Source organism: Ureibacillus suwonensis, from assembly GCF_042655065.1.
Taxonomy (GTDB): domain Bacteria; phylum Bacillota; class Bacilli; order Bacillales_A; family Planococcaceae; genus Ureibacillus; species Ureibacillus suwonensis.
The window spans coordinates 1-24967 of the sequence record NZ_JBHSNQ010000072.1 but is presented as its reverse complement, the minus strand read 5'-3'; the positions used below and the strand labels follow the sequence as shown (position 1 = coordinate 24967).

Annotated in this window: 23 protein-coding genes; 22 read left to right on the top strand and 1 reads right to left on the bottom strand. The window is 45.2% G+C overall.

Annotated features, from left to right (window positions below):
- Positions 1-59: 59 nt before the first annotated feature.
- The 8 genes from ACFPOH_RS08340 (at position 60) to ACFPOH_RS08305 (ending at position 11608) form a co-directional block, all read left to right on the top strand.
- The gene (locus ACFPOH_RS08340; protein ID WP_390309391.1) at positions 60-1247 is read left to right on the top strand and encodes an acetyl-CoA C-acetyltransferase; all 1188 of its coding nucleotides are present in this window, start codon (positions 60-62) and stop codon (positions 1245-1247) included.
- 24 nt (positions 1248-1271) lie between these two features.
- On the top strand, positions 1272-2123 hold the full coding sequence (locus tag ACFPOH_RS08335) for a 3-hydroxybutyryl-CoA dehydrogenase (RefSeq protein ID WP_342580897.1): 852 nt from the start codon (positions 1272-1274) through the stop codon (positions 2121-2123).
- A 13-nt stretch (positions 2124-2136) separates the two neighbouring features.
- Positions 2137-3267: an acyl-CoA dehydrogenase gene (locus ACFPOH_RS08330; protein ID WP_390309390.1), complete on the top strand. Its 1131-nt coding sequence runs from the start codon at positions 2137-2139 to the stop codon at positions 3265-3267.
- A 54-nt stretch (positions 3268-3321) separates the two neighbouring features.
- Positions 3322-4461: an acyl-CoA dehydrogenase gene (locus ACFPOH_RS08325; RefSeq protein ID WP_342470346.1), complete on the top strand. Its 1140-nt coding sequence runs from the start codon at positions 3322-3324 to the stop codon at positions 4459-4461.
- Between the two features lie 3 nt (positions 4462-4464).
- Positions 4465-5100 carry a TetR/AcrR family transcriptional regulator gene (locus ACFPOH_RS08320; RefSeq protein WP_342580899.1) on the top strand — a complete coding sequence of 212 codons (636 nt, stop codon included), beginning with the start codon at positions 4465-4467 and terminating at the stop codon, positions 5098-5100.
- Positions 5101-5257: 157 nt separating this feature from the next.
- Positions 5258-8551 (top strand): fused isobutyryl-CoA mutase/GTPase IcmF, encoded by a 3294-nt coding sequence (gene icmF / locus ACFPOH_RS08315; RefSeq protein ID WP_390309388.1) that lies wholly within the window; start codon positions 5258-5260, stop codon positions 8549-8551.
- Positions 8552-8998: 447 nt separating this feature from the next.
- Positions 8999-9589 carry a DNA-directed RNA polymerase subunit delta gene (gene rpoE, locus ACFPOH_RS08310; protein WP_390309386.1) on the top strand — a complete coding sequence of 197 codons (591 nt, stop codon included), beginning with the start codon at positions 8999-9001 and terminating at the stop codon, positions 9587-9589.
- A gap of 411 nt (positions 9590-10000) precedes the next feature.
- The gene (locus ACFPOH_RS08305; protein WP_342470340.1) at positions 10001-11608 is read left to right on the top strand and encodes a CTP synthase; all 1608 of its coding nucleotides are present in this window, start codon (positions 10001-10003) and stop codon (positions 11606-11608) included.
- 293 nt (positions 11609-11901) lie between these two features.
- Here the strand turns inward: ACFPOH_RS08305 and ACFPOH_RS08300 are convergent, their stop codons facing one another.
- On the bottom strand, positions 11902-12432 hold the full coding sequence (locus ACFPOH_RS08300) for a DUF2529 family protein (protein WP_342470339.1): 531 nt from the start codon (positions 12430-12432) through the stop codon (positions 11902-11904).
- 166 nt (positions 12433-12598) lie between these two features.
- Between ACFPOH_RS08300 and ACFPOH_RS08295 the strand changes: the two genes are divergently transcribed.
- The 14 genes from ACFPOH_RS08295 (at position 12599) to ACFPOH_RS08230 (ending at position 24868) form a co-directional block, all read left to right on the top strand.
- A complete protein-coding gene (locus tag ACFPOH_RS08295) occupies positions 12599-12976 on the top strand; it encodes a response regulator (protein ID WP_390309385.1) in 378 nt (125 codons plus the stop codon).
- Positions 12977-13097: 121 nt separating this feature from the next.
- Entirely contained in the window at positions 13098-13607 is a 510-nt protein-coding gene (locus ACFPOH_RS08290; RefSeq protein ID WP_390309384.1) for a hypothetical protein, read from the top strand.
- A 61-nt stretch (positions 13608-13668) separates the two neighbouring features.
- Positions 13669-14532 (top strand): class II fructose-bisphosphate aldolase, encoded by an 864-nt coding sequence (locus ACFPOH_RS08285; protein WP_342470336.1) that lies wholly within the window; start codon positions 13669-13671, stop codon positions 14530-14532.
- A gap of 247 nt (positions 14533-14779) precedes the next feature.
- Positions 14780-15430, top strand: a complete 651-nt coding sequence (gene fsa / locus ACFPOH_RS08280; RefSeq protein ID WP_342470335.1) for a fructose-6-phosphate aldolase — start codon at positions 14780-14782, stop codon at positions 15428-15430.
- A 182-nt stretch (positions 15431-15612) separates the two neighbouring features.
- Positions 15613-16893 (top strand): UDP-N-acetylglucosamine 1-carboxyvinyltransferase, encoded by a 1281-nt coding sequence (locus ACFPOH_RS08275; protein ID WP_342470334.1) that lies wholly within the window; start codon positions 15613-15615, stop codon positions 16891-16893.
- A gap of 72 nt (positions 16894-16965) precedes the next feature.
- The gene (gene glpX / locus ACFPOH_RS08270; RefSeq protein WP_342470333.1) at positions 16966-17931 is read left to right on the top strand and encodes a class II fructose-bisphosphatase; all 966 of its coding nucleotides are present in this window, start codon (positions 16966-16968) and stop codon (positions 17929-17931) included.
- Between the two features lie 130 nt (positions 17932-18061).
- Positions 18062-19339 (top strand): transcription termination factor Rho, encoded by a 1278-nt coding sequence (gene rho / locus ACFPOH_RS08265; protein WP_342470332.1) that lies wholly within the window; start codon positions 18062-18064, stop codon positions 19337-19339.
- 189 nt (positions 19340-19528) lie between these two features.
- Positions 19529-19729: a 50S ribosomal protein L31 gene (rpmE, locus tag ACFPOH_RS08260; protein WP_208651628.1), complete on the top strand. Its 201-nt coding sequence runs from the start codon at positions 19529-19531 to the stop codon at positions 19727-19729.
- A gap of 102 nt (positions 19730-19831) precedes the next feature.
- Complete coding sequence (locus tag ACFPOH_RS08255; RefSeq protein WP_390309382.1) at positions 19832-20404, top strand: thymidine kinase; 573 nt, start codon at positions 19832-19834, stop codon at positions 20402-20404.
- 104 nt (positions 20405-20508) lie between these two features.
- On the top strand, positions 20509-20970 hold the full coding sequence (locus ACFPOH_RS08250) for a hypothetical protein (protein WP_390309380.1): 462 nt from the start codon (positions 20509-20511) through the stop codon (positions 20968-20970).
- A 95-nt stretch (positions 20971-21065) separates the two neighbouring features.
- Entirely contained in the window at positions 21066-22142 is a 1077-nt protein-coding gene (gene prfA, locus ACFPOH_RS08245; RefSeq protein WP_342470329.1) for a peptide chain release factor 1, read from the top strand.
- The gene (prmC, locus tag ACFPOH_RS08240) at positions 22129-22992 is read left to right on the top strand and encodes a peptide chain release factor N(5)-glutamine methyltransferase (protein WP_342470328.1); all 864 of its coding nucleotides are present in this window, start codon (positions 22129-22131) and stop codon (positions 22990-22992) included. Before prfA ends, prmC begins: the two co-directional genes overlap by 14 nt.
- Positions 22993-23037: 45 nt before the next feature.
- Positions 23038-23634 (top strand): stage II sporulation protein R, encoded by a 597-nt coding sequence (locus ACFPOH_RS08235; RefSeq protein WP_390309378.1) that lies wholly within the window; start codon positions 23038-23040, stop codon positions 23632-23634.
- A 181-nt stretch (positions 23635-23815) separates the two neighbouring features.
- Positions 23816-24868 carry an L-threonylcarbamoyladenylate synthase gene (locus ACFPOH_RS08230; RefSeq protein ID WP_390309377.1) on the top strand — a complete coding sequence of 351 codons (1053 nt, stop codon included), beginning with the start codon at positions 23816-23818 and terminating at the stop codon, positions 24866-24868.
- Positions 24869-24967 lie beyond the last annotated feature (99 nt).

The window sequence follows — 24967 nt, the reverse complement described above, 5'->3', positions numbered from 1 at the left end:
TTCTATTTTTTGATTCGTTGAATCGGAGAAAGGTACGTTTAAACAAAGGGGTGGAATTTTTGAAATCAGTCATTTTAGAAGGGGCAAGAACGCCTTTCGGAAAATTTGGAGGCGCTTTATCGTCACTTTCCGCTTCCGATCTTGGCGGTATCGCCATTAAAGAAGCATTGAAACGGGCGGCTGTTCAACCGGATCAGGTGGATGAAGTCATTATGGGAACGGTTCTGCAAGCGGGGCAAGGCCAAATTCCTTCCCGCCAGGCAGCCAACAAAGCGGGCATTCCATGGTCTGTGAAAACGGAAACGATCAACAAAGTATGCGCTTCGGGGATGAGAAGCGTGACCCTTGCAGACCAATTGATCCGTCTTGGGGAAGAAGAAGTGATCGTTGCCGGCGGTATGGAATCCATGTCCAATGCTCCGTATTATTTGCCAAAAGCCAGATGGGGATTAAGAATGGGAGACGCCTCTGTCATTGATGGCATGGTGTATGACGGTTTATCTTGTTCTTTCCATCCGGAGAAAGTCCATATGGGAACATACGGAAACAGCACAGCGAAAGATTTCAACATTTCAAGGGAAGAACAGGATGCTTGGGCATTCAGAAGCCACAAGCGGGCAATTGAAGCGATGGATGAGGGGAAATTTGCCGAGGAAATCGTTCCTGTGGAAGTGCGCACGCGCAAAGAGACCATCATCGTGAAGGAAGATGAAGCGCCACGCAGAGATACATCTTTGGAAGCGCTAGCAAAGCTGCGTCCTGCTTTTGACAAAGACGGGTCCATCACCGCCGGAAATGCGCCGGGAGTAAACGATGGTGCCTGTGCGCTTGTATTGATGAGCGAAAAGAAAGCGAAAGAAGAAGGACGTACACCACTTGCTTATGTGCTCGCCCATGCGGAAGTGGCTGTTGAGCCGGAAAACTTCCCGCAAACGCCAGGACTTGTGATCCAGGAAATTCTGAAGAAAACAAACAAGTCGATTGAAGAAGTGGACTTGATTGAAATTAATGAAGCCTTTGCGGCCGTGGCCCTTGTCAGCAACCAAATTGCAGGGCTTGATCCGGACAAAGTCAATGTCAACGGAGGAGCGGTTGCATTGGGCCATCCGATCGGCGCTTCAGGAGCAAGAATCATCTTGACTCTCTGCTATGAATTGAAACGCCGTGGCGGAGGAATCGGCATTGCGGCCATTTGCTCCGGCGGTGGCCAAGGGGATGCCATCATGGTGGAAGTGCCAAAAAATTAATTTCACATAAATGGGGGATACGATATGGCAATTCAGAAAGTAATGGTTGTAGGCGCTGGACAAATGGGTTCCGGCATCGCACAAGTTTGCGCAACAGCAGGATTTGAAGTAAAACTGAACGACATTAAAGAGGAATTTTTTGAGAGAGGTCTTGCGACAATTACGAAAAACTTGTCCCGTGATGTGGAGAAGGGACGCAAAACGGAAGAGGAAAAAGAAGCGATTTTAAATCGGATTACAAAATCGCTCAGCCTGGAAGATGCCCATGACGTGGACATCGTCATCGAAGCGGCTGTTGAAAACATGGAAATCAAGCAATCGATTTTTAAACAACTGGATGAAATCGCACCAGAACATGCCATTCTTGCAACGAATACTTCATCCCTTCCAATTACGGAAATTGCGGCGGTGACAAAACGCCCTGAAAAAGTGATCGGCATGCACTTCATGAATCCGGTGCCTGTCATGAAGCTTGTGGAAATCATCCGTGGCCTTGCAACAGCTGATGAAGTATATAAAACCGTTGAACAAATGTCCGTTGATTTGGGCAAAACACCGGTGGAAGTGAACGATTTTCCAGGATTCGTATCAAACCGTGTCCTTCTTCCAATGATCAATGAAGCGATTTATGCATTGTATGAAGGGGTTGCAACAAAAGAAGCGATTGATACGGTTATGAAACTGGGCATGAACCACCCAATGGGCCCGCTGCAACTGGCGGATTTCATCGGATTGGATACATGCTTGTACATTATGGAAATCTTGCATGAAGGATTGGGAGACAGCAAATACCGTCCTTGTCCTCTGCTCCGTAAATACGTGGCGGCCGGTTGGTTAGGCAAGAAAACAGGCCGTGGCTTCTACACTTACGAATAAGGAGTGGAAGCGGATGAATCTGAACTTCAGCGAAGAACAACTGATGATGCGTGATATGGTTCGTGATTTTGCGCAAAAGGAGATTGCGCCGTTCGTTGAAAGAATGGAAGCGGGGGAGTTCCCGAGGCCTGTTTTGAACAAGATGGCAGAACTCGGGTTGATGGGAATCACCGTTCCGGAATCGTATGGCGGTTCAGGGATGGACTTCACTTCCTACATCATCGCCATCAACGAGCTCTCCAAAGTGAGCGCGGTTATCGGTGTGATTTTATCCGTCCACACTTCCGTAGGCACAAACCCGATTCTTTATTTTGGAAGTGAAGAGCAGAAACAGAAATATGTTACGAAGTTGGCGAAAGGCGAGTATTTGGGAGCCTTCTGCCTGACAGAACCATCGGCGGGAAGCGACGCGGCTTCCCTAAGAACAAGGGCTGAGAAAAAAGGCGACCGATACATCATCAACGGTTCAAAAATCTTCATCACCAATGGCGGGGAAGCGGATGTGTATATCGTCTTTGCCAAAACGGATCCATCAAAAGGTGCCAAAGGAGTTACGGCTTTCATTGTCGAAAAAGGAACACCTGGCCTCATCATCGGGAAAGATGAAGAGAAAATGGGGCTGCATGGTTCCAGAACAGTGGAAATGAGCTTTGAAAATATGGAAGTGCCGGAAGAAAACCGCCTCGGCGAAGAAGGGGAAGGCTTTAAAATCGCGATGGCGAACTTGGATGTGGGCCGCATCGGGATTGCAGCCCAAGCACTTGGCATTGCGGAAGCGGCTTTGGAGGCGGCGGTACAGTATGCCAATGAGCGCCATCAGTTTGGAAAGCCGATCATTGCCAATCAAGGGGTAGGCTTTAAGATCGCCGATATGGCAACGGCGGTGGAAGCGGCAAGACTTCTTGTGTACCGTGCGGCGGATTTGCGTTCAAAAGGGCTTCCTTGCAGCAAAGAAGCATCGATGGCGAAGCTGTTTGCATCCCAAACGGCGCGGGAAGTGGCGATTGAAGCGGTGCAAGTTTTTGGCGGATATGGTTACACAAAAGACTATCCGGTGGAACGCTATTTCCGCGACGCCAAGATTACCGAAATCTATGAAGGCACCAGCGAGATTCAAAGAATTGTAATCAGCAAACATTTATAGAGAAAGAAAGGGTGCCGGGTATCCGGCACTCGGAAATATGAAGGAGGACTTTGAATGAATTTCCAATTATCCGAAGAACACCAACAACTACGGGAAATGATAAGAGATTTCGCAGAAAATGAAGTTGCGCCAACAGCAAAAGAACGTGATGAAGAAGCGCGTTTTGACAGAGAAATTTGGGATAAAATGGCGGAGCTTGGCCTTACAGGAATTCCTTGGCCGGAAGAATACGGCGGTGCCGGTTTTGACTATTTGGCTTATGTCATCGCGGTGGAAGAATTGTCCCGCGTATGCGCATCCACGGGGGTAACTTTATCTGCCCATACATCCCTTGCCGGCTGGCCTGTTTACAAATTCGGTACGGAAGAACAAAAGCAAAAATACCTTCGTCCGATGGCGGAAGGGAAAAAAATCGGCGCATACTGCTTAACTGAGCCGGGTTCAGGCAGTGACGCGGGCGGCATGAGAACGACAGCTGTTTTGGATGGGGATGAATATGTCATCAACGGTTCCAAAATCTTCATCACCAACGGCGGCATTGCCGACATCTATATCGTCTTTGCATTGACAAATCCGGAAGCGAAAACGAGAGGGGTTAGCGCGTTCATCGTCGAATCCAGCTTCCCAGGTTTCCAAGTAGGGAAAAAAGAAGATAAAATGGGTATCCGTTCGTCACCTACTGCAGAAATCATCTTTGACAACTGCCGCGTGCCAAAAGAAAACTTGCTTGGAGAAGAAGGGCAAGGATTCAAAATCGCCATGCAAACGTTGGATGGAGGACGGAACGGTATCGCTGCCCAAGCGGTCGGAATTGCCCAAGGCGCGTTGGATGCAGCCGTTGAATATGCGAAAAACCGCGAACAATTCGGAAAACCGATCGTTGCAAACCAAGGCGTTTCTTTCAAATTGGCGGATATGGCTACAGCTGTTGAAGCATCAAGATTACTCACATACCAGGCGGCTTGGCTGGAATCCAACGGCTTGCCTTATGGTAAAGCGAGCGCAATGGCGAAATTGATGGCGGGAGACACAGCGATGAAAGTGACGACAGAAGCCGTGCAAATCTTTGGCGGATATGGCTATACAAAAGAATATCCAGTGGAACGCTTCATGCGGGATGCAAAAATCACACAAATCTATGAAGGTACGCAAGAGATTCAAAGACTTGTAATCTCTCGCATGTTGACGAAGTAATCTATGAGCAAGAAGGAAAAAATTATCGTACAAACTTCCGTCAAAGATGAAGGCCTCATTGAATTAAGGCGCCAGCAAATCATTGAAGCGAGCGTGAAATTATTTAAGGAAAAAGGCTTTCATCGCGCAACGACAAGGGAGATTGCCAAAGCTGCCGGGTTTAGTATAGGAACCTTGTACGAATACATCCGGACAAAAGAAGATGTGCTCTACTTAGTTTGTGACCACATTTATAACAAAGTGACCGAGTGCTTGGAAGAGATTTCCACGAAAAATGGAACCTTGGAGGAATTGGAAGAAGCCATTCGGCAATATTTTCTGTTGATTGATCGCATGATCGATGAATTCACCGTCATGTATCAGGAAACGAAATCATTGCCGAAGGAAGCGATGCAATATGTTTTAGGGAAAGAGCTTGAGATGGTTTCGTTGTTTGAGAAGATCTTGCAATCTTGCGTAAAATCGGGGGAAATAGAGCTGACGGATCAAGAAATCTATTTGGCGGCAAACCATCTCGTCATCCAAGGCCAAAGCTGGGCATTCCGAAAATGGGCGTACCATAAGGAATACACCATCGAAGAATTTATTGCCATGCAAACGAGATTATTCTTGAAGGGGATTCTCCATTTTCGCGATTAATAAGGGAAAACACCGCTAATTGCATACGACCATTTCGTCTGCAAAGCGGTGTTTTTATCACCTTGGCTGTTCTCAAGCGGGTTTTCCTGCGGCACACGTTTTGCAAGTTTTATCACTGGGGGATATTGTTCATTTTTCAATGAAAGGGGTTAATCATATGGTTCAAGTTCAAGCAAAGGCAAATCGTTCAAAGACGGAAATTGATCGTCCGAAGACAGAGGTGTATCGTCCGAAACATCATGTCCGTTTTGTTACGGCATCCAGTCTGTTCGACGGACACGATGTATCGGTGAACATTATCCGAAGACTTCTTCAGGCAAGCGGAGCGGAAGTCATTCATCTTGGGCATAACCGCTCCGTGGAAGAAGTGGTGAATGCCGCAATCCAGGAAGATGTGCAAGCGGTGGCGGTGTCTTCCTACCAAGGCGGACACATGGAATACTTCAAATATATGTATGACTTGCTGAAGGAAAAAGGGGCGCCCCACATCAAGATTTACGGCGGCGGTGGAGGCGTGATTTTGCCGAGGGAAATCAAAGAGCTTCACGACTATGGAATCGCAGGGATTTTCTCTCCGGAAGACGGGTTGCGCCTCGGACTGCAAGGCATGATCAACGTGAAAATGAAAGGGGCGGACTTCTCCACACTGAGAGGCAATTACTTGGAGCTTCTTGAGGAGTTGTCGGCGGACCGTCCAGAAATTTTGGCGAACTTGATTACGGCAGCGGAAGTCGGTGGAGATCCGGAAATCGATGAAATGCTGAAACGGGCGCGCCAAAGATCGAAAGGCACTCCGGTCGTCGGCATTACGGGTACAGGAGGAGCCGGAAAATCTTCCTTGACGGATGAACTGGTGAGAAGATTCTTAAGGGAGTTCCCGGATAAACGAATCGCCATCATTTCCGTTGACCCGACGAAACAAAAAACGGGCGGTGCGTTACTTGGAGACCGCATCCGCATGAACGCCATTTTCGATAAGCGCGTCTACATGAGAAGCTTGGCAACACGCGGTTCCCGTTCGGAACTATCCGCTGCGATCGGCGATATTTTGGATGTGGTGAAAGCGGCCGGCTTTGATTTGATTCTTGTTGAAACAAGCGGAATCGGTCAAGGGGATGCGGAGATTACGAAATATACAGACCTGTCCATGTACGTCATGACAAGCGAATTCGGCGCACCATCCCAATTGGAAAAAATCGACATGATTGATTTCGCGGACTTGATCGCCATCAACAAATTCGAGAAAAAAGGTTCCGAAGATGCCCTTCGCCAAGTGCAAAAACAATATCAGCGGGCGCATGAATTATGGGATCAAAAGTTGGATGAAATGCCGATCTACGGCACAATCGCAAGCCAATTCAACGACAGAGGCACAAACGCTTTATTTGCAGCCCTTGTCAACAAAATCAATGAAAAATTCGGCTACAATTGGCAAACTTCTTACGAAATCGTTTCAACTACTGAAAAGCAGGACGTCATTATTCCAAATGACCGCCGATTCTATTTAAGGGAAATCGTCGAAACGGTCCGCAACTACCATAAGAAAGCGGAACAACAATCCGAGCTTGCCACAAGACTTTATCAAATCGAAGGAACCATCAAAGAACTTCAAGCGAAAAATCCGGATGCGGCTCTTATCAAATCCCTTGAATCATTGGCGGAAGGCATCAAAAATGAACTGACGCCGGAATCAAAACGCATTTTGGAAAACTGGGAGAAACTGAAAGAAGCCTACTCGGGGGATGAAATGGTCACAAAAGTGCGGGATAAAGAAATCCGTACATTGCTCACAACGACTTCTTTATCCGGAACGAAAATACCGAAAGTGGCATTGCCGAAATTCAAAGATTATGGCGAAATTTTGCGCTGGGTGTATAAAGAAAATGTGCCTGGTTCCTTCCCGTATACAGCGGGGGTATTCCCGTTCAAACGCCAAGGGGAAGATCCGAAACGCCAATTTGCCGGAGAGGGGACACCGGAACGCACCAATAAACGTTTCCATTATTTATCCAAAGATGATCCGGCAAAACGTTTATCCACGGCTTTCGACTCCGTCACATTATACGGGGAAGATCCGGCTGAGCGCCCGGACATTTTCGGGAAAATCGGCGAATCCGGGGTAAGCGTCTGCACATTGGATGACATGAAAAAACTGTTCGACGGCTTTGACTTGTGCGACCCGTCCACTTCCGTATCGATGACGATCAACGGTCCGGCACCGATTCTTTTGGCGATGTTCATGAACACGGCCATTGACCAACAGGTGAAGAAGAAAGAAAAAGAATTGGGCCGCATCTTGACATTAGAAGAATTCACGGAAGTGAAGGAAAAAACATTGCAAGTCGTCCGCGGAACAGTCCAGGCGGATATTCTGAAAGAAGACCAAGGCCAAAACACTTGCATCTTCTCGACGGAATTCGCCCTCCGCATGATGGGGGATATACAGGAATACTTTATTAAAAATAAAGTGCGCAACTACTATTCTGTATCCATCTCCGGCTATCACATTGCGGAAGCGGGGGCCAACCCGATTACCCAATTGGCCTTTACGCTGGCAAACGGCTTTACGTACGTGGAATATTATTTGAGCCGCGGCATGCACATTGACGATTTTGCACCGAATTTGTCCTTCTTCTTCTCAAACGGCCTTGATCCGGAATATACGGTGATCGGACGGGTGGCCCGCCGCATTTGGGCGATTGTGATGCGCGACAAATACGGTGCAAATGAACGCAGCCAAAAATTGAAATACCATATCCAAACATCCGGCCGCAGCTTGCATGCGCAAGAAATCGACTTCAACGATATCCGGACAACGCTTCAAGCATTGATGGCATTGCAGGATAACTGCAACTCGCTGCATACAAACGCATACGACGAAGCGATTACGACACCGACGGAAGAATCCGTAAGAAGAGCGATGGCCATCCAAATGATCATCACGAAAGAGCACGGTTTATCCAAAAATGAAAATCCATTGCAAGGCTCCTTCATCGTGGAAGAATTAACGGATTTAGTGGAAGAAAAAGTGCTTGAAGAATTTGAGCGCATCAATGACCGCGGCGGCGTGCTTGGCGCGATGGAAACGCAATATCAGCGCGGAAAAATCCAGGAAGAATCCATGTACTATGAACAATTGAAGCATTCCGGCGAACTGCCGATCATCGGCGTGAACACGTACATCAATCCGAATGCTTCCATTGAAGAAATCGACAAATTGGAAGTGGCCCGTGCGACGAAGGAAGAAAAAGAACAGCAAATCAAAAACTTGAGAGCCTTCCAGGAACGCCATAAAGGGGAATGCGAAAAGGCGTTGAAACGGCTCCAGGAAGTGGCCTTGTCCGGCGGGAACATCTTTGAAGAATTGATGGAAACGGTCAAAGTGGCAAGCCTCGGCCAAATTACGAAAGCGTTATATGAAGTGGGCGGCCAATACCGCAGAAATATGTAACCTTTCGAGTAGGAATTTTTTACAAATAGGATCAGAATAGATAAAATATGATAAGGTAAGAATGGAAAGAGGAACGTTCGAAATTGCCCGATTTCGAGCGCTTCCTCTTCTTATACATATACATAATAAATTTTTATTTTTTTCACAAAAACTTTGCAAAATTCTATCATCTATGGAGGAAAATTGGCTATAATGTGTTTTACAAGAAGTGGAGGGTTGCATATGAAACAATACATACATTATTTAGTGATTTTATCATGCCTCATTGCAACCTTCTTTTTGTATAATAAACAATTGGGAGCCATCCCCTTGCTCATTTTATCGGGATATCTATTTTTTATGGCTTTCAGAGAATTTTATAAAATAAAAAACAACAAATGAATCTAGCATAGTATACAATTATATGTATATAATGGATAACATGTGTAATGTATGTAAAGAAAGGGCGTGCACGAGTTGAAGATTCGTGAATTGACAAAAGAGCAAATGACGGAAGAATCGTTGATTGACTTAGCTTATGCAATTTTGGAAGAGAAAAAGACAGCCGTTCCATTTTTCGATTTATTGGAAGAAATCAAGCAATTAAAAGGCCTTTCTGATGAAGAAGTAAAACAAGTATTGGTGCAATTCTTCACGGATTTGAATGTGGATGGCCGTTTCCTCCTGAACCACGAAAACATGTGGGGGCTCCGCGAATGGTATAAAATCGAAACAGTCGAGGAAGAAACAGCTCCTACGATTAAAACCCGCAGACGCAGAGCGAGACTTGCTTACTTTGATGATGAAGAGGAAATCATCGATGAAGAAGATCTTGTATTTGAAGAAGAACTTGAAGAGTTCCTGGATGAAGAAGACGAAGATCTTGACTTCGATGATGAACTTGTGGACGAGTTCGAAGAGGATTTGGGCGATATCGATGCGGAACTAACTGATGAGATTTCGGAAGTCGATGATGACCTTCTCGAAGAAGATGAAGAATTCTTGATGGACGATGAAGAAATCGACGCGGAAGTCGAAACGGAAGAAGAGGAAGAGTAATAATTTTCTGAGAATATGTAATTTTTATGGTTTTTCTATAAACCACTTGACTTATGGATTACTTCCGTATAATCTTTTATTTGGGCTCCTTCAAAAAGGAGAATGAACGTGATTGATTCACGCTCCCCCTGCGAATAGGCAGGAGGAGCGTTTTTTATTTTTTAACCCATCAGGAAGCTTATTTTCATTGCACAATGTTTCAAACAAGAAAGGGCATAATACAAGCCATAAGTACTTTCGTTCTATAGGTTTATCCTTTTTTCTTTTGGGAATGGTGCTTGTAGGCACGGAAATCATGAAGAAAAAAGCGCCGATCAATGGAAACATGTTTTGAATGGACATGCGGCAATGATTCAAATAGGCTTCTTCATTCGATAAAATGTGGAAATAGTTTGAGGAGGAATTATACAAATGACAAAGTATATTTTTGTAACGGGTGGAGTAGTTTCGTCCTTAGGAAAAGGTATTGTTGCAGCATCCCTTGGCCGTTTATTGAAAAACCGCGGATTGCAGGTGACGATTCAAAAATTCGATCCATATTTGAACATAGATCCAGGTACAATGAGCCCATACCAACATGGGGAAGTGTTCGTAACGGATGACGGTGCCGAAGCGGACTTGGACTTGGGCCACTATGAACGTTTCATCGATATCAATTTGGGAAAACATTCAACAGTCACTTCCGGAAAAATTTATCAAACAGTCCTTGCGAAAGAACGCCGCGGCGACTACAACGGAAAAACGGTTCAAGTCATTCCGCATGTGACAAATGAAATCAAAGAACGCATCCAACGGGCCGGAAGAGAAACGAATGCGGATATCGTCATTACGGAAGTCGGCGGAACAGTGGGGGATATTGAAGGACTTCCATTCCTTGAAGCGATCCGCCAAATGAAATCCGATTTGGGTCCGAATAACGTGATGTACATCCATTGTACGTTGATCCCATACATTCGTGCGGCAGGAGAATTAAAAACAAAACCGACGCAACATTCCGTTAAAGAATTGCGCTCTTTGGGCATTCAGCCAAACATTATCGTTGTGCGTACGGAATTGCCGGTCGCCGATGACATGAAAGAAAAATTGGCGCTATTCTGCGACGTTTCTCCCCGCAACATCATCGAATCACGTGATGTGGAACATTTATACGAAGTGCCATTGAATTTGCATGCGCAAGATTTTGATGATATCGTGCTCGAGTATTTCGGAATCGAAGCGCCTGAAGCGGATATGTCCGATTGGCAAGAGCTTGTGCATAAAGTGAAAAACTTGAAACATAAAACACGCATCGCCCTTGTCGGAAAATATGTGGAATTGCAAGATGCGTATATTTCCGTTGTCGAAGCGTTGAAACATGCAGGATATGTATATGATTCCGATATTTGCATCGACTGGATCAACGCGGAAGAAATTACGGAAGAAAATGTGCATGAAAAATTGAAAGATGCGGACGGCATTTTGGTGCCTGGCGGATTCGGAAACCGCGGTACGGAAGGGAAAATTACCGCAATCAAATATGCCCGCGAAAACGATGTGCCATTCCTTGGAATCTGCTTGGGCATGCAGTTGATGGCGATCGAATTTGCCCGCGACGTGCTTGGTTTACAAGGTGCGCATACAACAGAAATCGATAAAGACACACCATACCCAATTATCGATTTACTGCCAGACCAAAAAGAAAACATGGATTTGGGCGGCACATTGCGTTTAGGTTTATATCCATGCAAATTGTTGGAAGGATCCCGCGCTGAGCAAGCATATCAAAACGAATTGGTTTATGAACGCCATCGCCACCGCTATGAATTCAACAATGAATTCCGTGAAGCGATGGAAGCGGAAGGACTTGTGTTCTCAGGGACAAGCCCTGACAACCGTTTAGTGGAAATCATCGAATTGCCGGAGAAAAAATTCTTCATCGGATGCCAATTCCATCCTGAATTCGTATCCCGTCCGCAACGTCCACAACCGTTATTCCGCGAATTCATCGGAACAGCGTTTAAATATCGTAAAAACCAATAATTCCCGGGAATGTAACAAGTCCGGACTGTCTGGAAAGGAAAACTTTTCAGGCAGCCCGGACTTTTTTGTCATGGATGGGATAAGGATTTAAACGGTTCAAAGGATGGAGTTGAATTTGGCTGGAGAATAAAATGGCCACCGCGCAAAATCGGCTTTCGTGGGGAAGGGAAAGGATGGTGGCCAATCTGTGAAAAATGTCGTTGGGGGGAACGAAAATGGTCCTGAGTTCGGCCTTTGACATAAAAAAAGAGCGAAGTTTCATCCGTTCGCTCTTCAAATAGAAACGTCCAATATTACATTTCATCTTCCAAAATTTCATCGTAAACCAGCTTGATGGCTTCATAAACAAAGAGGGCAGCGTGCAGATGGGGAACAACGACCCGTTCGCCCAATTTCGTCGGATGGGGGATTAATCCGCCCCGGACATGCGTGGATATATAAGTATAAGCAAGATTGCTCATCTCATTATCATCACTTGCCGCTTCGCCTGCCACAACGGCAAAAGGAATAAATTCGTCATATAATTTTTTCGCCAGTTGCAATGCTTCCGGATGTTGGGCGCTTTTCGCGAAGATTAACACCCGATCCGCTTCCTGGATTTCAACATCGGGCGTCCATTTGGAAAGCTTACTAAATGGCTGTTTTTCACTGTTTAAAGCGTAGAGTTCGATCGCCTGCAGTTCATCAAAGCAAGCGAAATAAACGTTTCCTTCCCCGACGCTCGCTTGTGCCAGGAGCCTTGCCGTTTGTTCAATCGAATCCTCTTCATTTTGCACAATTTTTTGATATAACCCGTTTAATTGAGTAGCTAGTATTTTTGACATATTTCCACCTCAACCCAATTATAAATGCCGGTATTTTGAATTGCAAAAGGACATGGTTAGGTTGTCCATTTTTTTGATGCATTGCAAAAAACAGGTTTATTATAATAAAAATAAGGGAATTGGATTGATGCAGAGAAAAATTGTCTTACATTAAGGGGAAAAGATTGTGAAAAAAATACTAATAGTGGATGACCAAAAAGGAATCCGTATGTTGCTTGATGAAATCTTCACGAAGGAGGGAATGGAAACTTTTCTGGCAGCGAACGGACGGGAAGCGCTTCAATTATTGGAAGAACAGAAAATGGATTGTGTACTGCTTGATATGAATTTGCCGGGGATGGACGGAAGTGAAATATTGGGTGAAATGAAAGCGCTATATCCTGATATGCCGGTGTTTATCATGACGGCCTACGAAGATGCGGAGATGTTGGATGGAGAAAATGGATATAAAGCAGATTCTTATTTTACGAAACCTTTTAATGTGTTTGAGTTAAAAGATGCCGTCATCAATGCTTTGCAAAAAGGGAAAGTTTTATCTGAATAAAATACCGTTCCAATTTAGATGGGGCGGTCATTTTTTTTTGATGTGGCCGCTTTAAAAGGCAAGTTCTTTTGGGCAAGAGGGGTGGTCTTCTAGTTAGTGGAGTGCCATTTGTGCAAGAGTGGTGGTAATCTGTGCAAGTGGAGGAGTAATCCAATCAAGCGAGGGCGTCATCCAGGCAAGGAGGAGTGCCATCCGAGCAAACGGGGGTCGTATCCGAGCAAGCAGAGAGTTTATCCGAGCAAGAGAGGGCGTCATCCAAGCAAACGGGAGTCATATCCGAGCAAGAGGAATTTTCATCCGCTCAAGAGGAAAAGTCATCCGTGCAAGAGAGAGTGTTATCCGAGCAAGAGAGGAGACATCCGAGCAAGCGAGAGTGTCATCCGAGCAAGAGGAATTTTCATCCGCTCAAGAGGAAAAGTCATCCGGGCAAGCAGAAAATTCATCCGTGCAAGCAGAAGCCTCATCCACGCTAGAAGGTATTGCATCCTCCCCAAGAAGCATCCTTTTTATCCCCAAGAATACACCGTTCCTATCCATAAAAAAGTGTCCAATCATGCAAAAACGGCTGCATCCGCCAATTCCGGATAACCGGGAAGCCAACATTCTCTCCATACTTGTGGGCATATCTTGAATTTGGTACTATTATTACGGAAAAAGTTATTAAATTAACCATCCTGAGGAGGATTTGTATAATGCCATTAGTATCAATGAAAGAAATGTTGATTAAAGCGAAAGAAGGAAAATATGCGGTTGGTCAATTTAATATTAACAACCTAGAATTTACTCAAGCCATTTTGCAAGCGGCTGAAGAAGAAAAATCTCCTGTCATTCTTGGCGTTTCCGAAGGCGCTGGAAAATATATGGGCGGTTTCATCGCTGTTGTCCACATGGTGAAAGGCTTAATGGAAAGCTACAACATTACGGTTCCTGTTGCCATCCACTTAGACCACGGTTCCAGCTTCGAAAAATGTAAAGAAGCTGTTGACGCAGGTTTCACTTCCGTCATGATCGATGCATCCCACAAACCATTTGAAGAAAACGTAGAAATTACAAAAAAAGTTGTTGAATATGCCCATGCGAAAGGCGTTTCTGTCGAAGCGGAACTTGGTACGGTAGGCGGACAAGAGGACGATGTGGTGGGCAGCGGTATCATTTACGCGGATCCGCAAGAATGTAAACAACTTACTGAACTCACTGGCATTGACTGCTTGGCTCCGGCATTAGGATCTGTACACGGACCATACAAAGGGGAACCAAAACTAGGCTTCAAAGAAATGGAAGAAATCTCTAACTTGACAAACCTTCCACTTGTTCTTCACGGCGGAACAGGTATCCCAACAAAAGACATTCAACGCGCCATTTCATTAGGAACAGCCAAAATCAACGTAAACACAGAAAACCAAATTGCCGCAACAAAAGTGGTTCGTGAAATTCTTGAAAAAGATCCGAAACTTTACGACCCACGCAAATACTTGGGACCTGCCCGCGAAGCCATCAAAGAAACAGTGATCGGCAAAATCCGCGAATTCGGAAGCTCCAATAAAGCGTTTGAATAATCGGTATCCGAAAAATTTTGCGCTTCCAAGTCAAACGAAAATAATATGCTTCCTTTTAACAGTACCACGACAGCAAAAAAGATTTCGAATGATGGCATAAAAATAGTTCGAAATGATTGTTTATTTTTTACCAAGAAGTGTCTAGTATAGTCTTTAACAATAAAAAAGTTCACTTCGAAAATGGTACAAGGAGAAGTGTCGGATGGCGACCTTCTCTTCATTTTTAATGAAACAGGGGAGTGCTAATATGAAATTTTTTATCGATACAGCGAACTTCGATGAAATCAAAGAAGCATACTCATGGGGGATTCTTTCAGGCGTGACGACGAATCCTTCATTGGTGGCAAAAGAAGAAGGGATTTCTTTCCATGATCGTCTTCGCGAAATTGCGGAACTTGTCGACGGATCCGTCAGCGGAGAAGTCATTTCATTGGATGCTGAAGGAATGATCAAGGAAGGGCTTGAATTGGCAAAAATCGCACCAAATATCACAATCAAACTGCCAATGACGCCGGAAGGATTAAAAGCATGCAAATATTTCTCTGAAAAAGGGATCAAAACCAATGTCACATTAATTTTCAGCGCAAACCAGGCGCTTTTGGCAGCCCGTGCAGGCGCTACGTACGTTTCTCCTTTCGTTGGAAGGTTGGATGACATCGGACAAAACGGTGTGGAATTGATTGCGCAAATTGCGGAAATCTTTGACATCCATCAAATTGAAACCGAAATCATTGCGGCATCCATCCGTCATCCGCAGCATGTCATCGATGTCGCATTGGCGGGTGCGGACATTGCCACAGTTCCGTTTAAAGTGCTCAAGCAAATGTTCAACCACCCATTGACGGACAAAGGAATCGAAACATTTTTGGCCGACTGGGAAAAACGCAATCAACAATAAAAATACAGGTACCTTGTTTAGTTTCCCGAAAGAACAGAAAAGAATAAAGATAAGATGAAATTGCTATCAACTTTTGCGGGACAGAAATAAACTATAGTTAATGAATTTGTTTTTCTAATGCGTATTTAAGTGGAAAAAAGACCATAATAAAGGAAACTTTCCAATCACGAGGGAGAACGCGTATGGATGTTTATAAAATTATTGGCGGAAATCGATTAAAAGGAACAGTTAAAGTCAGTGGAGCTAAAAATAGTGCCGTTGCGTTAATACCCGCATCCATCCTTGCCAACTCGCCGGTGACGATCGGCGGGATCCCCGAAATTTCGGACGCTTTTACGTTGAAAGCATTACTGGAGGAAATAGGCGGAGAAGTCGTTTTCCAAAATGGACAAATGACGATCGATCCCACAAATATGACGCCGATTCCATTACCAAACGGCAATGTGAAAAAACTTCGTGCCTCCTATTACCTCATGGGTGCAATGCTTGGACGGTTCAAAAGGGCGGTCATTGGACTTCCGGGCGGATGTTTCCTGGGACCGCGCCCAATCGACCAGCATATCAAAGGCTTTGAAGCTTTAGGGGCGAAAGTGACCAATGAGCACGGCGCTATTTATTTGAGAGCGGAAGAATTGACCGGTGCCAAAATCTATCTGGATGTTGCAAGCGTGGGGGCAACAATCAACATTATGCTTGCGGCTGTTCGCGCCAAAGGGAGAACCATCATCGAAAACGCCGCGAAAGAACCGGAAATCATCGACGTTGCCACACTGCTTACAAACATGGGGGCGAACATTAAAGGGGCCGGAACAAGCGTCATCCGGATCGAAGGGGTCGACGAACTTCATGGAACGAATCATGTGATCATCCCGGACCGAATCGAAGCGGCCACTTTTATGATTTACGCAGCGGCTTTGGGAGATGGCGTGACGATTGACAACATCATCCCGCTCCATTTGGAAGCTGTCACTGCAAAATTGCGTGAAATGGGCGTCAAAGTGGAAGAAGGCGAAGAGAGCATCTTCATTCCGAAAACGGACCTTTTGCAAGCGGTTGACGTGAAAACCCTTGTTTATCCAGGGTTCCCCACTGATGTTCAACAACCCCTCTCCGTATTGATGACACAAGCCATTGGTGCCTCAAAAATTACGGAAACCATCTATACATCTCGCTTTAAACATATTGACGAATTAAGACGCATGAATGCCAATGCAAGAGTGGAAGGCAATACGGCCATCATTCAAGGGCCTACAAAATTGCATGGCTCCAAAGTGACGGCAACCGATCTTCGGGCAGGTGCCGCATTGGTGCTGGCAGGTCTTTTGGCTGAAGGGGAAACGGAAATTCACGATATTTATCATATTGAAAGAGGCTACAGCCACTTTGTAGAAAAATTGCGCAGTCTCGGAGCGGATATACGCAAAGAATCGATCACCGTAAGTACGGTGGAAAGAGCTGAGTAAAATCGAATTATATGATACAATAGCATTTGGAAACGAAAGTCACGGTTATTGTAGTAGGAGGAACCAGTTATAATGGAACGTAGTTTAACAATGGAAATCGTACGCGTCACAGAAGCAGCGGCAATTGCATCCGCCAAATGGATGGGACGCGGTTTGAAAAACGAAGCCGACCAAGCAGCGACTTCAGCCATGAGAGCTTTATTTGATACAATCCCAATGCACGGCAGAGTGGTAATCGGCGAAGGTGAAATGGATGAGGCGCCAATGTTGTATATTGGCGAGGAACTGGGCCTTCGCAACGGCGGTCCTGAAGTGGATATCGCCGTCGACCCGCTGGAAGGAACAAACATTGTCGCAAAAGGCGGCAATGGGGCCATTACGGTAGTTGCCATCGCAGACCGCGGAAATTTATTGCATGCACCGGATATGTACATGGAAAAAATTGCGGTTGGTCCTGAAAGCAAAGGGAAAATTGATATCAACGCCTCCGTCACTGAAAATTTGAAAGCGGTGGCGGAAGCAAAAAATAAATCCGTTTCGGACGTTGTGGCCATCATCCTTGACCGGCCACGCCACCAACATATCATTGACGAAATTCGTGCTGCCGGGGCCCGCATCAAATTCATCCAGGATGGAGATGTGAGTGCCGCCATCAGCACAGCATTCGATGAAACGGGAATCGACATCATGTTCGGTACCGGTGGAGCTCCGGAAGGCGTCCTTGCCGCTGCCGCATTGAAATGTTTGGGTGGAGATTTCCAAGGAAGACTTGTCCCTCAAAACGACGAAGAATTGAAACGCTGCATCAGCATGGGTCTCGATGTTTCGAAAGTATTGTATTTAGATGACCTCGTCAAAGGGGACGATGCGATTTTTGCTGCAACAGCAGTAACGGACAGCGAGTTGTTAAAAGGTGTTCAATACAAAGGAGAATACTGCCTGACAAACTCTCTTGTCATGCGTGCCAAAACTGGCACAGTCCGCTTCATTGAAGGCCGCCACAATATGATTAAAAAACCGAATTACGTAAAAGAATAATGCTTCTCATCCGGAGATGTCTGATAGTATATTAAATATATGTCAGGCATCTCTTTCACCCTTCAAATCATTCCAACCAATCATTTTCCAAAACGTATAGACAAAATAATAAAAAGACTGGAGTAATGCTATGTCTCTCACGATTGCTCAATTAGAAAACATGACACTGAAGGAGTTATATAATCTCGCACGAGAGTATAAGATTTCCTATTACAGTAAATTAACAAAGAAAGAATTGATCTTTGCCATACTGAAATCCCGTTCAGAATTGGAAGGGTACTTCTTTATGGAAGGGATACTGGAAATCGTCAATTCGGAAGGATTCGGATTCCTTCGACCGATCAACTATTCGCCTTCCAAAGAAGACATTTACATCTCTGCTTCACAAATTCGCCGTTTTGACCTTCGAAATGGTGATAAAGTTTCCGGTAAAGTACGCCCGCCTAAAGAAAATGAACGATATTACGGATTGCTTCAAGTCGACGCAGTCAACGGAGAAGATCCGGAAATCGCAAAAGAACGCGTTCACTTCCCAGCTTTAACTCCACTCTATCCGAATCGACAAATCAAGCTTGAGACGACACCTGATAAGTTATCGACAAGAATCATAGATTTGGTGGCACCGATTGGATTTGGACAACGCGGTTTAATTGTGGCGCCGCCAAAAGCGGGTAAAACGACGTTATTAAAAGAAATTGCCAACGCCATCACAACCAACCATCCGCAGGCGGAACTCATTGTGCTGTTGATTGACGAACGTCCGGAAGAAGTGACGGACATTGAACGTTCCGTGAAAGCGGATGTGGTAAGTTCGACATTCGATGAAGTGCCGGAAAATCACGTCAAGGTGGCCGAATTGGTATTGGAACGTGCCCGCCGCCTTGTGGAGCATAAACGGGATGTTATCATTTTGATGGACTCCATTACAAGACTTGCCCGGGCTTATAACTTGGTGATTCCGCCAAGCGGAAGAACGTTATCCGGCGGGATTGACCCGGCAGCGTTCCACCGTCCAAAACGGTTCTTCGGTTCCGCCCGTAACATTGAAGAGGGCGGCAGTTTGACGATTTTGGCCACAGCGCTAATCGATACCGGTTCCCGAATGGATGAGGTCATTTATGAAGAGTTCAAAGGGACGGGGAATATGGAATTGCATTTGGACCGCAACCTGGCAGAACGCCGCATCTTCCCGGCATTGGATATTCGCCGATCCGGCACGCGCAAAGAAGAACTGCTCATTCCGCAAGAACAATTGGATAAGCTTTGGGCGATCCGGAAAACTTTCACCGACGCGCCGGACTTTACGGAACGTTTCTTGAAAAAACTCCGCTCAACGGAATCCAACGAAGAATTTTTCGAGATTTTAAATGAAGAAATGAAAAAAGTGAAAGGCAAAGGGTTGCTTTAACGGTTCAATGATTTGATTTATGATTTGATTTGCATTATACTTTAACTTGAATGTTTAAAAATTGTATGTTATGATGATTCAGTATGTGACGTGTGCATATGTAACTGGCATATTCGGGTTATGTAAGGCACAGTACGATTAAATAACTCTGTTCCAGAAAAAATGGTTCAGGGCGGGAGGTAAACGAATATGAAACAAGGAATTCATCCAGAATACCACACTGCAACAGTTACATGCTCTTGCGGTAACACATTCCAAACAGGTTCAGTGAAAAAAGACATTCGCGTTGAGGTTTGCAACGAATGTCACCCATTCTACACTGGACGTCAAAAATTCGCGACTGCTGCTGGTCGTGTGGATCGTTTCAACAAAAAATACGGTCTCAAATAAGAAGTTTAAAATGCCTGCCAAAAAATCTGGCAGGCATTTTTTTAAGTCAAATAGAGATTTCCATTATCTTCAAAACATCTGGGATAAAAAAGAGGGAGAACGATGGCTCAATTATTTTTTAAATACGGGGCAATGAACAGCGGAAAATCCTTTGAAATTTTGAAAGTTGCACATAATTATGAAGAACAGGACAAGCCGGTGCTAATGTTCACTTCCGGCATCGACAATCGGGATGAAGTCGGATACGTGTCAAGCCGCATCGGCATGCGACGAAAAGCCATCCCCGTTTTTGATGATACCGACATGTTTGAAATCGTGAAAAATTATCCTGAAAAATTGTATTGTGTCCTTGTGGATGAAGTGCAATTTTTGAAGAAACATCATGTGCTCCAATTGACAAAAATTGTGGACGTATTGGACATCCCGGTGATGGGCTTCGGATTAAAAAACGACTTTCGCAACGAATTGTTTGAAGGCAGCAAATACATGCTCCTTTATTCGGATAAAATCGAGGAAATGAAAACGATCTGCTGGTTCTGCCATAAAAAAGCGACGATGAACTTGCGGATTGATGAAAGTGGCAAACCGGTTTATACCGGCGAACAAATCCAAATTGGCGGAAACGATACATATTATCCCGTTTGCCGTAAATGCCATGCGAATCCGCCGTTGTGAGTGCTTGAAGATTATAAAATGAGGCGGGATCTACACCAAATGAGGAAGTAAACGCACTAAATGAGGCCATATCCGCACCAAACGGGTAAGTAAACACACTAAATATGGCGGCATCCGCACGAAACGAGGAAACAAACGCACCAAATGAGGCGGCATCCGCACGAAACGAGGAAACAAACGCACCAAATGAGGCGGCATCCGCACGAAACGAGGAAACAAACGCACCAAATGAGGCGGCATCCGCACGAAACGAGGAAACAAACGCACCAAATGAGGCGGCATCCGCACGAAACGAGGAAACAAACGCACCAAATGAGGCGGCATCCTCACGAAACGAGGAAACAAACGCACCAAATGAGGCGGCATCCGCACGAAACGGGGAAACAAACGCACCAAATGAGGCGGCATCCGCACGAAACGAGGAAACAAACGCACCAAATGAGGCCGCATCCGCACCAAAAGTAGAACCAAACGAACTAAATGTGGCTATATCCGCACTAAATGAGAATGTATCCGCCCAATACAGAGGCAACTTTGGCCCAAGCCGAAACTTAATCAACCAGTAGCACAACCTATGCATTTTCTTTATACTAATAAAGTCAAAGAAATTACGAAGCGAAGGCCTTTTCATATTAATCGAACTACAAACGAGGTGAACTACATGTTTGATAAACTGCAAGCAGTAGAAGATCGCTACGAACGTTTAAACGAATTGCTCAGCGATCCCGAGGTCGTAAACGATGCAAAAAAGCTCCGCCAATATTCAAAAGAACAGGCGGATATCCAGGAAACAGTGGAAGTCTATCGGGAATACAAAAAAACTAAAGAAGAGCTTGAAGATGCCAAACAAATGCTGGAAGAAAAGCTCGATCCGGAAATGCATGAACTGGTCAAAGAAGAATTCAATACATTGAAAAATAAAATCCAAGAGCTGGAACAACGATTAAAAATCCTCCTTCTTCCGAAAGACCCGAACGATGACAAAAACGTCATCATGGAAATTCGCGGAGCTGCGGGAGGGGATGAAGCAAACATCTTCGCCGGAGATCTTTTCCGCATGTACACGCGCTATGCCGAATCCCAAGGCTGGAAAGTGGAAGTGTTGGAAGCTTCCCCAAGCTCAAGCGGTGGATATAAAGAAATCATCTTCATGATCAACGGAAATGGCGCCTATTCCAAATTCAAATTCGAAAACGGTGCCCATCGCGTGCAACGGGTGCCGCAAACGGAATCCCAAGGGCGCATCCACACATCCACTGCGACGGTGGCCGTTCTGCCGGAAGTGGAAGATGTGGAAATCGAAATCAATGAAAAAGATATCCGCGTTGATACATTCGCCGCATCCGGAGCAGGTGGGCAACACGTCAATACAACGATGTCGGCTGTCCGCATGACCCACATTCCAACAGGGATTGTCGTATCCATGCAGGATGAACGCTCCCAAATCAAAAACCGCGAAAAAGCCATGAGAGTCCTTCGTGCCCGTGTGGCGGACTTCTACAACCGGGAAAAACAAAAAGAATTGGATGCAGCAAGAAAATCCGCCGTTGGTACAGGGGACCGTTCAGAACGCATCCGCACTTACAACTATCCGCAAAACCGCGTCACTGACCATCGAATCGGCTTAACGATTCAAAAATTGGACCAAATCATGGAAGGAAAGCTTGATGAAATCATCGACGCGCTCATCATGGAAGATCAAGCTTCCAAATTGGCGAGATTAAATGAAGAAGCATAATACTGTCTTTGAGGCCCTCCATTGGGCTTCTTCTTTTTTAACGGAACATGGCCGTGACGCCAATGCGGGAAGAATTTTGATGCAGCACCTATACGGAACGGACTACACAGGCATCACCATGCGCATTCATGAAGAAATGCCGGAGCAAAAATGGAATGAATTTCGGGAAATGGTGGAACAGCACGCAAAAGGAAAACCCGTTCAATATATCACCGGAACGGAAGAATTTTATGGAAGAACTTTTCATGTGGATGAATCCGTCCTTATTCCGCGGCCGGAAACGGAAGAATTGATCGTTGGCGCCATCGCTAGGATGAAAAAACTGTTCGGGGAAAACGTGGAGCTGAAACTTGCGGACATCGGCACAGGCAGCGGCATCATCGCGATTACGATGAAACTGGAATGGCCCCATGCCAAAGTCACGGCAACGGATATTTCGGAGGCGGCCCTTGAAACGGCCAAACGGAACGCGGCACATTTGCAGGCGGATATCGATTTCCGCCTCGGTGATTTGACGGAGCCGATCGCAGGAGAAAAATGGGATGTCATTTTATCCAATCCTCCATACATCGCCTATCATGAACGGGAAGAAATGTCGGATGTGGTGTTGGAACATGAACCCCATCTCGCCCTCTTTGCGGAAGAAGACGGGTTGCAATGTTACAGAAGATTGGCGGAATCTTTGCCCAATCTATTAAATCAACCGGCCTTGATTGGTGTTGAAATCGGATACCAGCAAGGGGAAGCGGTGGCAAAACTCTTCCAAGCCAGTTTTCCACAAGCCGAAATCGAAATTGTCAAAGATATTAACGGAAAAAATAGATTTGTTTTTTGTATAATCGATGTATAAAAATCTCCCTCCCTGTCCATGATGATGGCAGGGAGGGAAAATACAATGTTAAATGATTACGAGATTATCAGAAAAGATAATGACCGAATTCATCCGATCATCAGCATATTAAAATTGATTGCGTCAAGTCTTGCGGTCTATTGTTTTCTATTAATGGTTCCGGATTTGGTGGATCAATTCTATGAAGCTCGTGAAAATATGATAGATGATTCATTGAAAATCCGCGTGATTGCCAACAGCAACACAAAGGCGGATCAGGCGTTGAAAAATGAAATGGTCGCAAGCCTCGAGCCGATTTTCTCAGAAATCCAGTACAATGAAATGCATCAATTGGATAATGATGAAGCTTTCGCGAAGTTGGCCACTTATATTGTGCAACATTATTCAGAGGTGGATGTGAAAATCAACAGGGGCGAACATTTAATACCACCCAAATGGGATGGACATGCATTTTATCCACAAGCCTATTATGATTCGCTGGTGTTGACGATTGGCGCAGGCCGTGGGGACAACTTCTGGTGCAGCATTTTCTCCAATTTGTGCGAACGTCCGAGCGACCAGGAAAAAGAAGAAGCGGAAAAAGAAGAGGAAAAAGAGGTCCGGTTCCTTGTTTGGGAATGGCTGAAGAAATGGTTTGCATAAAAGCATTGACGAGGAGAAATATGATCACCGCTGGAAGGTTATTCACAGCAATGGGTACCCATTCGAGAAATTTCGACAAGTTTTCCACTATTTTCAGAAAAGTTATACACATTTTACACAAAATTATCCACAAAATGTGGATAAAATTTCAGAAATTCAGTTTTTTCAGGAGATGACATACATGGAAACAGTCCAACTTATTGTGGATAAAGAAGTGGATAAAGAAAATATTTATTCACAAGCTGTGGATTTATTGAATCAGGGGGAAGTGGTTGCCTTTCCGACTGAAACGGTATATGGTCTTGGGGCGGTGGCAACCAATGAAGAGGCTGTGAAGAAAATTTTTGAAGCGAAAGGACGTCCTTCCGATAATCCCCTTATTGTACATATTGGAACGATTGAAGAAGTTTCGGCGTATGTGGAAGAAATTTCGGAAAAGGCGAAGAAATTGATGGAACGCTTTTGGCCAGGCCCGTTGACGCTCATACTGAAAGCGAAACCGGGCGTGCTTGCAAAGAACGTGACAGCGGGTTTATCCACGGTCGGGATTCGCATGCCCGATCATGAAGTGGCCCTCGGACTCCTCAGAACTTTGAAAAAACCACTGGCGGCTCCCAGTGCCAACCGCAGCGGAAAGCCAAGTCCGACAAAGGCTGAGCACGTATATGAAGACTTGCAGGGCCGTATTCCTTTAATTTTGGATGGCGGTACGACGGGGATTGGCATTGAATCCACCGTATTGGATGTGACGGTGAATCCCCCGGTGATTTTGCGTCCGGGCGGTGTCACAAAGGAAATGCTGGAAGCGGAAATCGGGGAAGTGATAGAACCGACTCCGAAAGAGCAGCAGCTGGAATCCGCACCGAAAGCCCCTGGGATGAAATATACCCATTATGCACCGGAAGCGCCTGTCTATTTGATAGAAAACGACTGCAAAAAAATTGAACAAGCCATTGAGGAGCTGAAGAAAAAAGGGCATAAAGTGGCCCTTCTCGCGCCGTCCCATTGTGCGGCAGCTTCGGCGGATTATTTTTTCCCTTTTGGCGAGGAAGAAGATCAACAGCAAATGGCTGCCAAACTTTATGATTCACTCCGCGCATGCGATAAAACCGATGCGACCATCATTTTGGCGACCACCACTTCAACAGAAGGCGTCGGCGCAGCCATCATGAACCGGCTGTACAAAGCGGCAGGGGGGAAATATATCAATGTCAGAAACTTATACAACCAATAATTTACAGTTAGTAGGCAACCATCTGGTTGTCTACTTTTAAAAATACTATTCAACCTACAAAGTGTTGATAATTTTCTAAAATCGGCTAAAAAAGGCAAT

What these genes read in the sequence shown, in the direction of transcription:
- ACFPOH_RS08330 (WP_390309390.1), top strand. Translation starts at nt 2,137, where the DNA reads ATGAATCTGAACTTCAGCGAAGAACAACTGATGATGCGTGATATGGTT.
- ACFPOH_RS08325 (WP_342470346.1), top strand. Translation starts at nt 3,322, where the DNA reads ATGAATTTCCAATTATCCGAAGAACACCAACAACTACGGGAAATGATA.
- rho (WP_342470332.1), top strand. Translation starts at nt 18,062, where the DNA reads ATGTCTCTCACGATTGCTCAATTAGAAAACATGACACTGAAGGAGTTA.
- ACFPOH_RS08235 (WP_390309378.1), top strand. Translation starts at nt 23,038, where the DNA reads ATGTTAAATGATTACGAGATTATCAGAAAAGATAATGACCGAATTCAT.
- ACFPOH_RS08305 (WP_342470340.1), top strand. Translation starts at nt 10,001, where the DNA reads ATGACAAAGTATATTTTTGTAACGGGTGGAGTAGTTTCGTCCTTAGGA.
- ACFPOH_RS08335 (WP_342580897.1), top strand. Translation starts at nt 1,272, where the DNA reads ATGGCAATTCAGAAAGTAATGGTTGTAGGCGCTGGACAAATGGGTTCC.
- ACFPOH_RS08320 (WP_342580899.1), top strand. Translation starts at nt 4,465, where the DNA reads ATGAGCAAGAAGGAAAAAATTATCGTACAAACTTCCGTCAAAGATGAA.
- glpX (WP_342470333.1), top strand. Translation starts at nt 16,966, where the DNA reads ATGGAACGTAGTTTAACAATGGAAATCGTACGCGTCACAGAAGCAGCG.
- rpmE (WP_208651628.1), top strand. Translation starts at nt 19,529, where the DNA reads ATGAAACAAGGAATTCATCCAGAATACCACACTGCAACAGTTACATGC.
- ACFPOH_RS08285 (WP_342470336.1), top strand. Translation starts at nt 13,669, where the DNA reads ATGCCATTAGTATCAATGAAAGAAATGTTGATTAAAGCGAAAGAAGGA.
- icmF (WP_390309388.1), top strand. Translation starts at nt 5,258, where the DNA reads ATGGTTCAAGTTCAAGCAAAGGCAAATCGTTCAAAGACGGAAATTGAT.
- prmC (WP_342470328.1), top strand. Translation starts at nt 22,129, where the DNA reads ATGAAGAAGCATAATACTGTCTTTGAGGCCCTCCATTGGGCTTCTTCT.
- ACFPOH_RS08255 (WP_390309382.1), top strand. Translation starts at nt 19,832, where the DNA reads ATGGCTCAATTATTTTTTAAATACGGGGCAATGAACAGCGGAAAATCC.
- prfA (WP_342470329.1), top strand. Translation starts at nt 21,066, where the DNA reads ATGTTTGATAAACTGCAAGCAGTAGAAGATCGCTACGAACGTTTAAAC.
- ACFPOH_RS08275 (WP_342470334.1), top strand. Translation starts at nt 15,613, where the DNA reads ATGGATGTTTATAAAATTATTGGCGGAAATCGATTAAAAGGAACAGTT.
- fsa (WP_342470335.1), top strand. Translation starts at nt 14,780, where the DNA reads ATGAAATTTTTTATCGATACAGCGAACTTCGATGAAATCAAAGAAGCA.
- ACFPOH_RS08250 (WP_390309380.1), top strand. Translation starts at nt 20,509, where the DNA reads ATGGCGGCATCCGCACGAAACGAGGAAACAAACGCACCAAATGAGGCG.
- ACFPOH_RS08300 (WP_342470339.1), bottom strand. Translation starts at nt 12,432, where the DNA reads ATGTCAAAAATACTAGCTACTCAATTAAACGGGTTATATCAAAAAATT.
- ACFPOH_RS08230 (WP_390309377.1), top strand. Translation starts at nt 23,816, where the DNA reads ATGGAAACAGTCCAACTTATTGTGGATAAAGAAGTGGATAAAGAAAAT.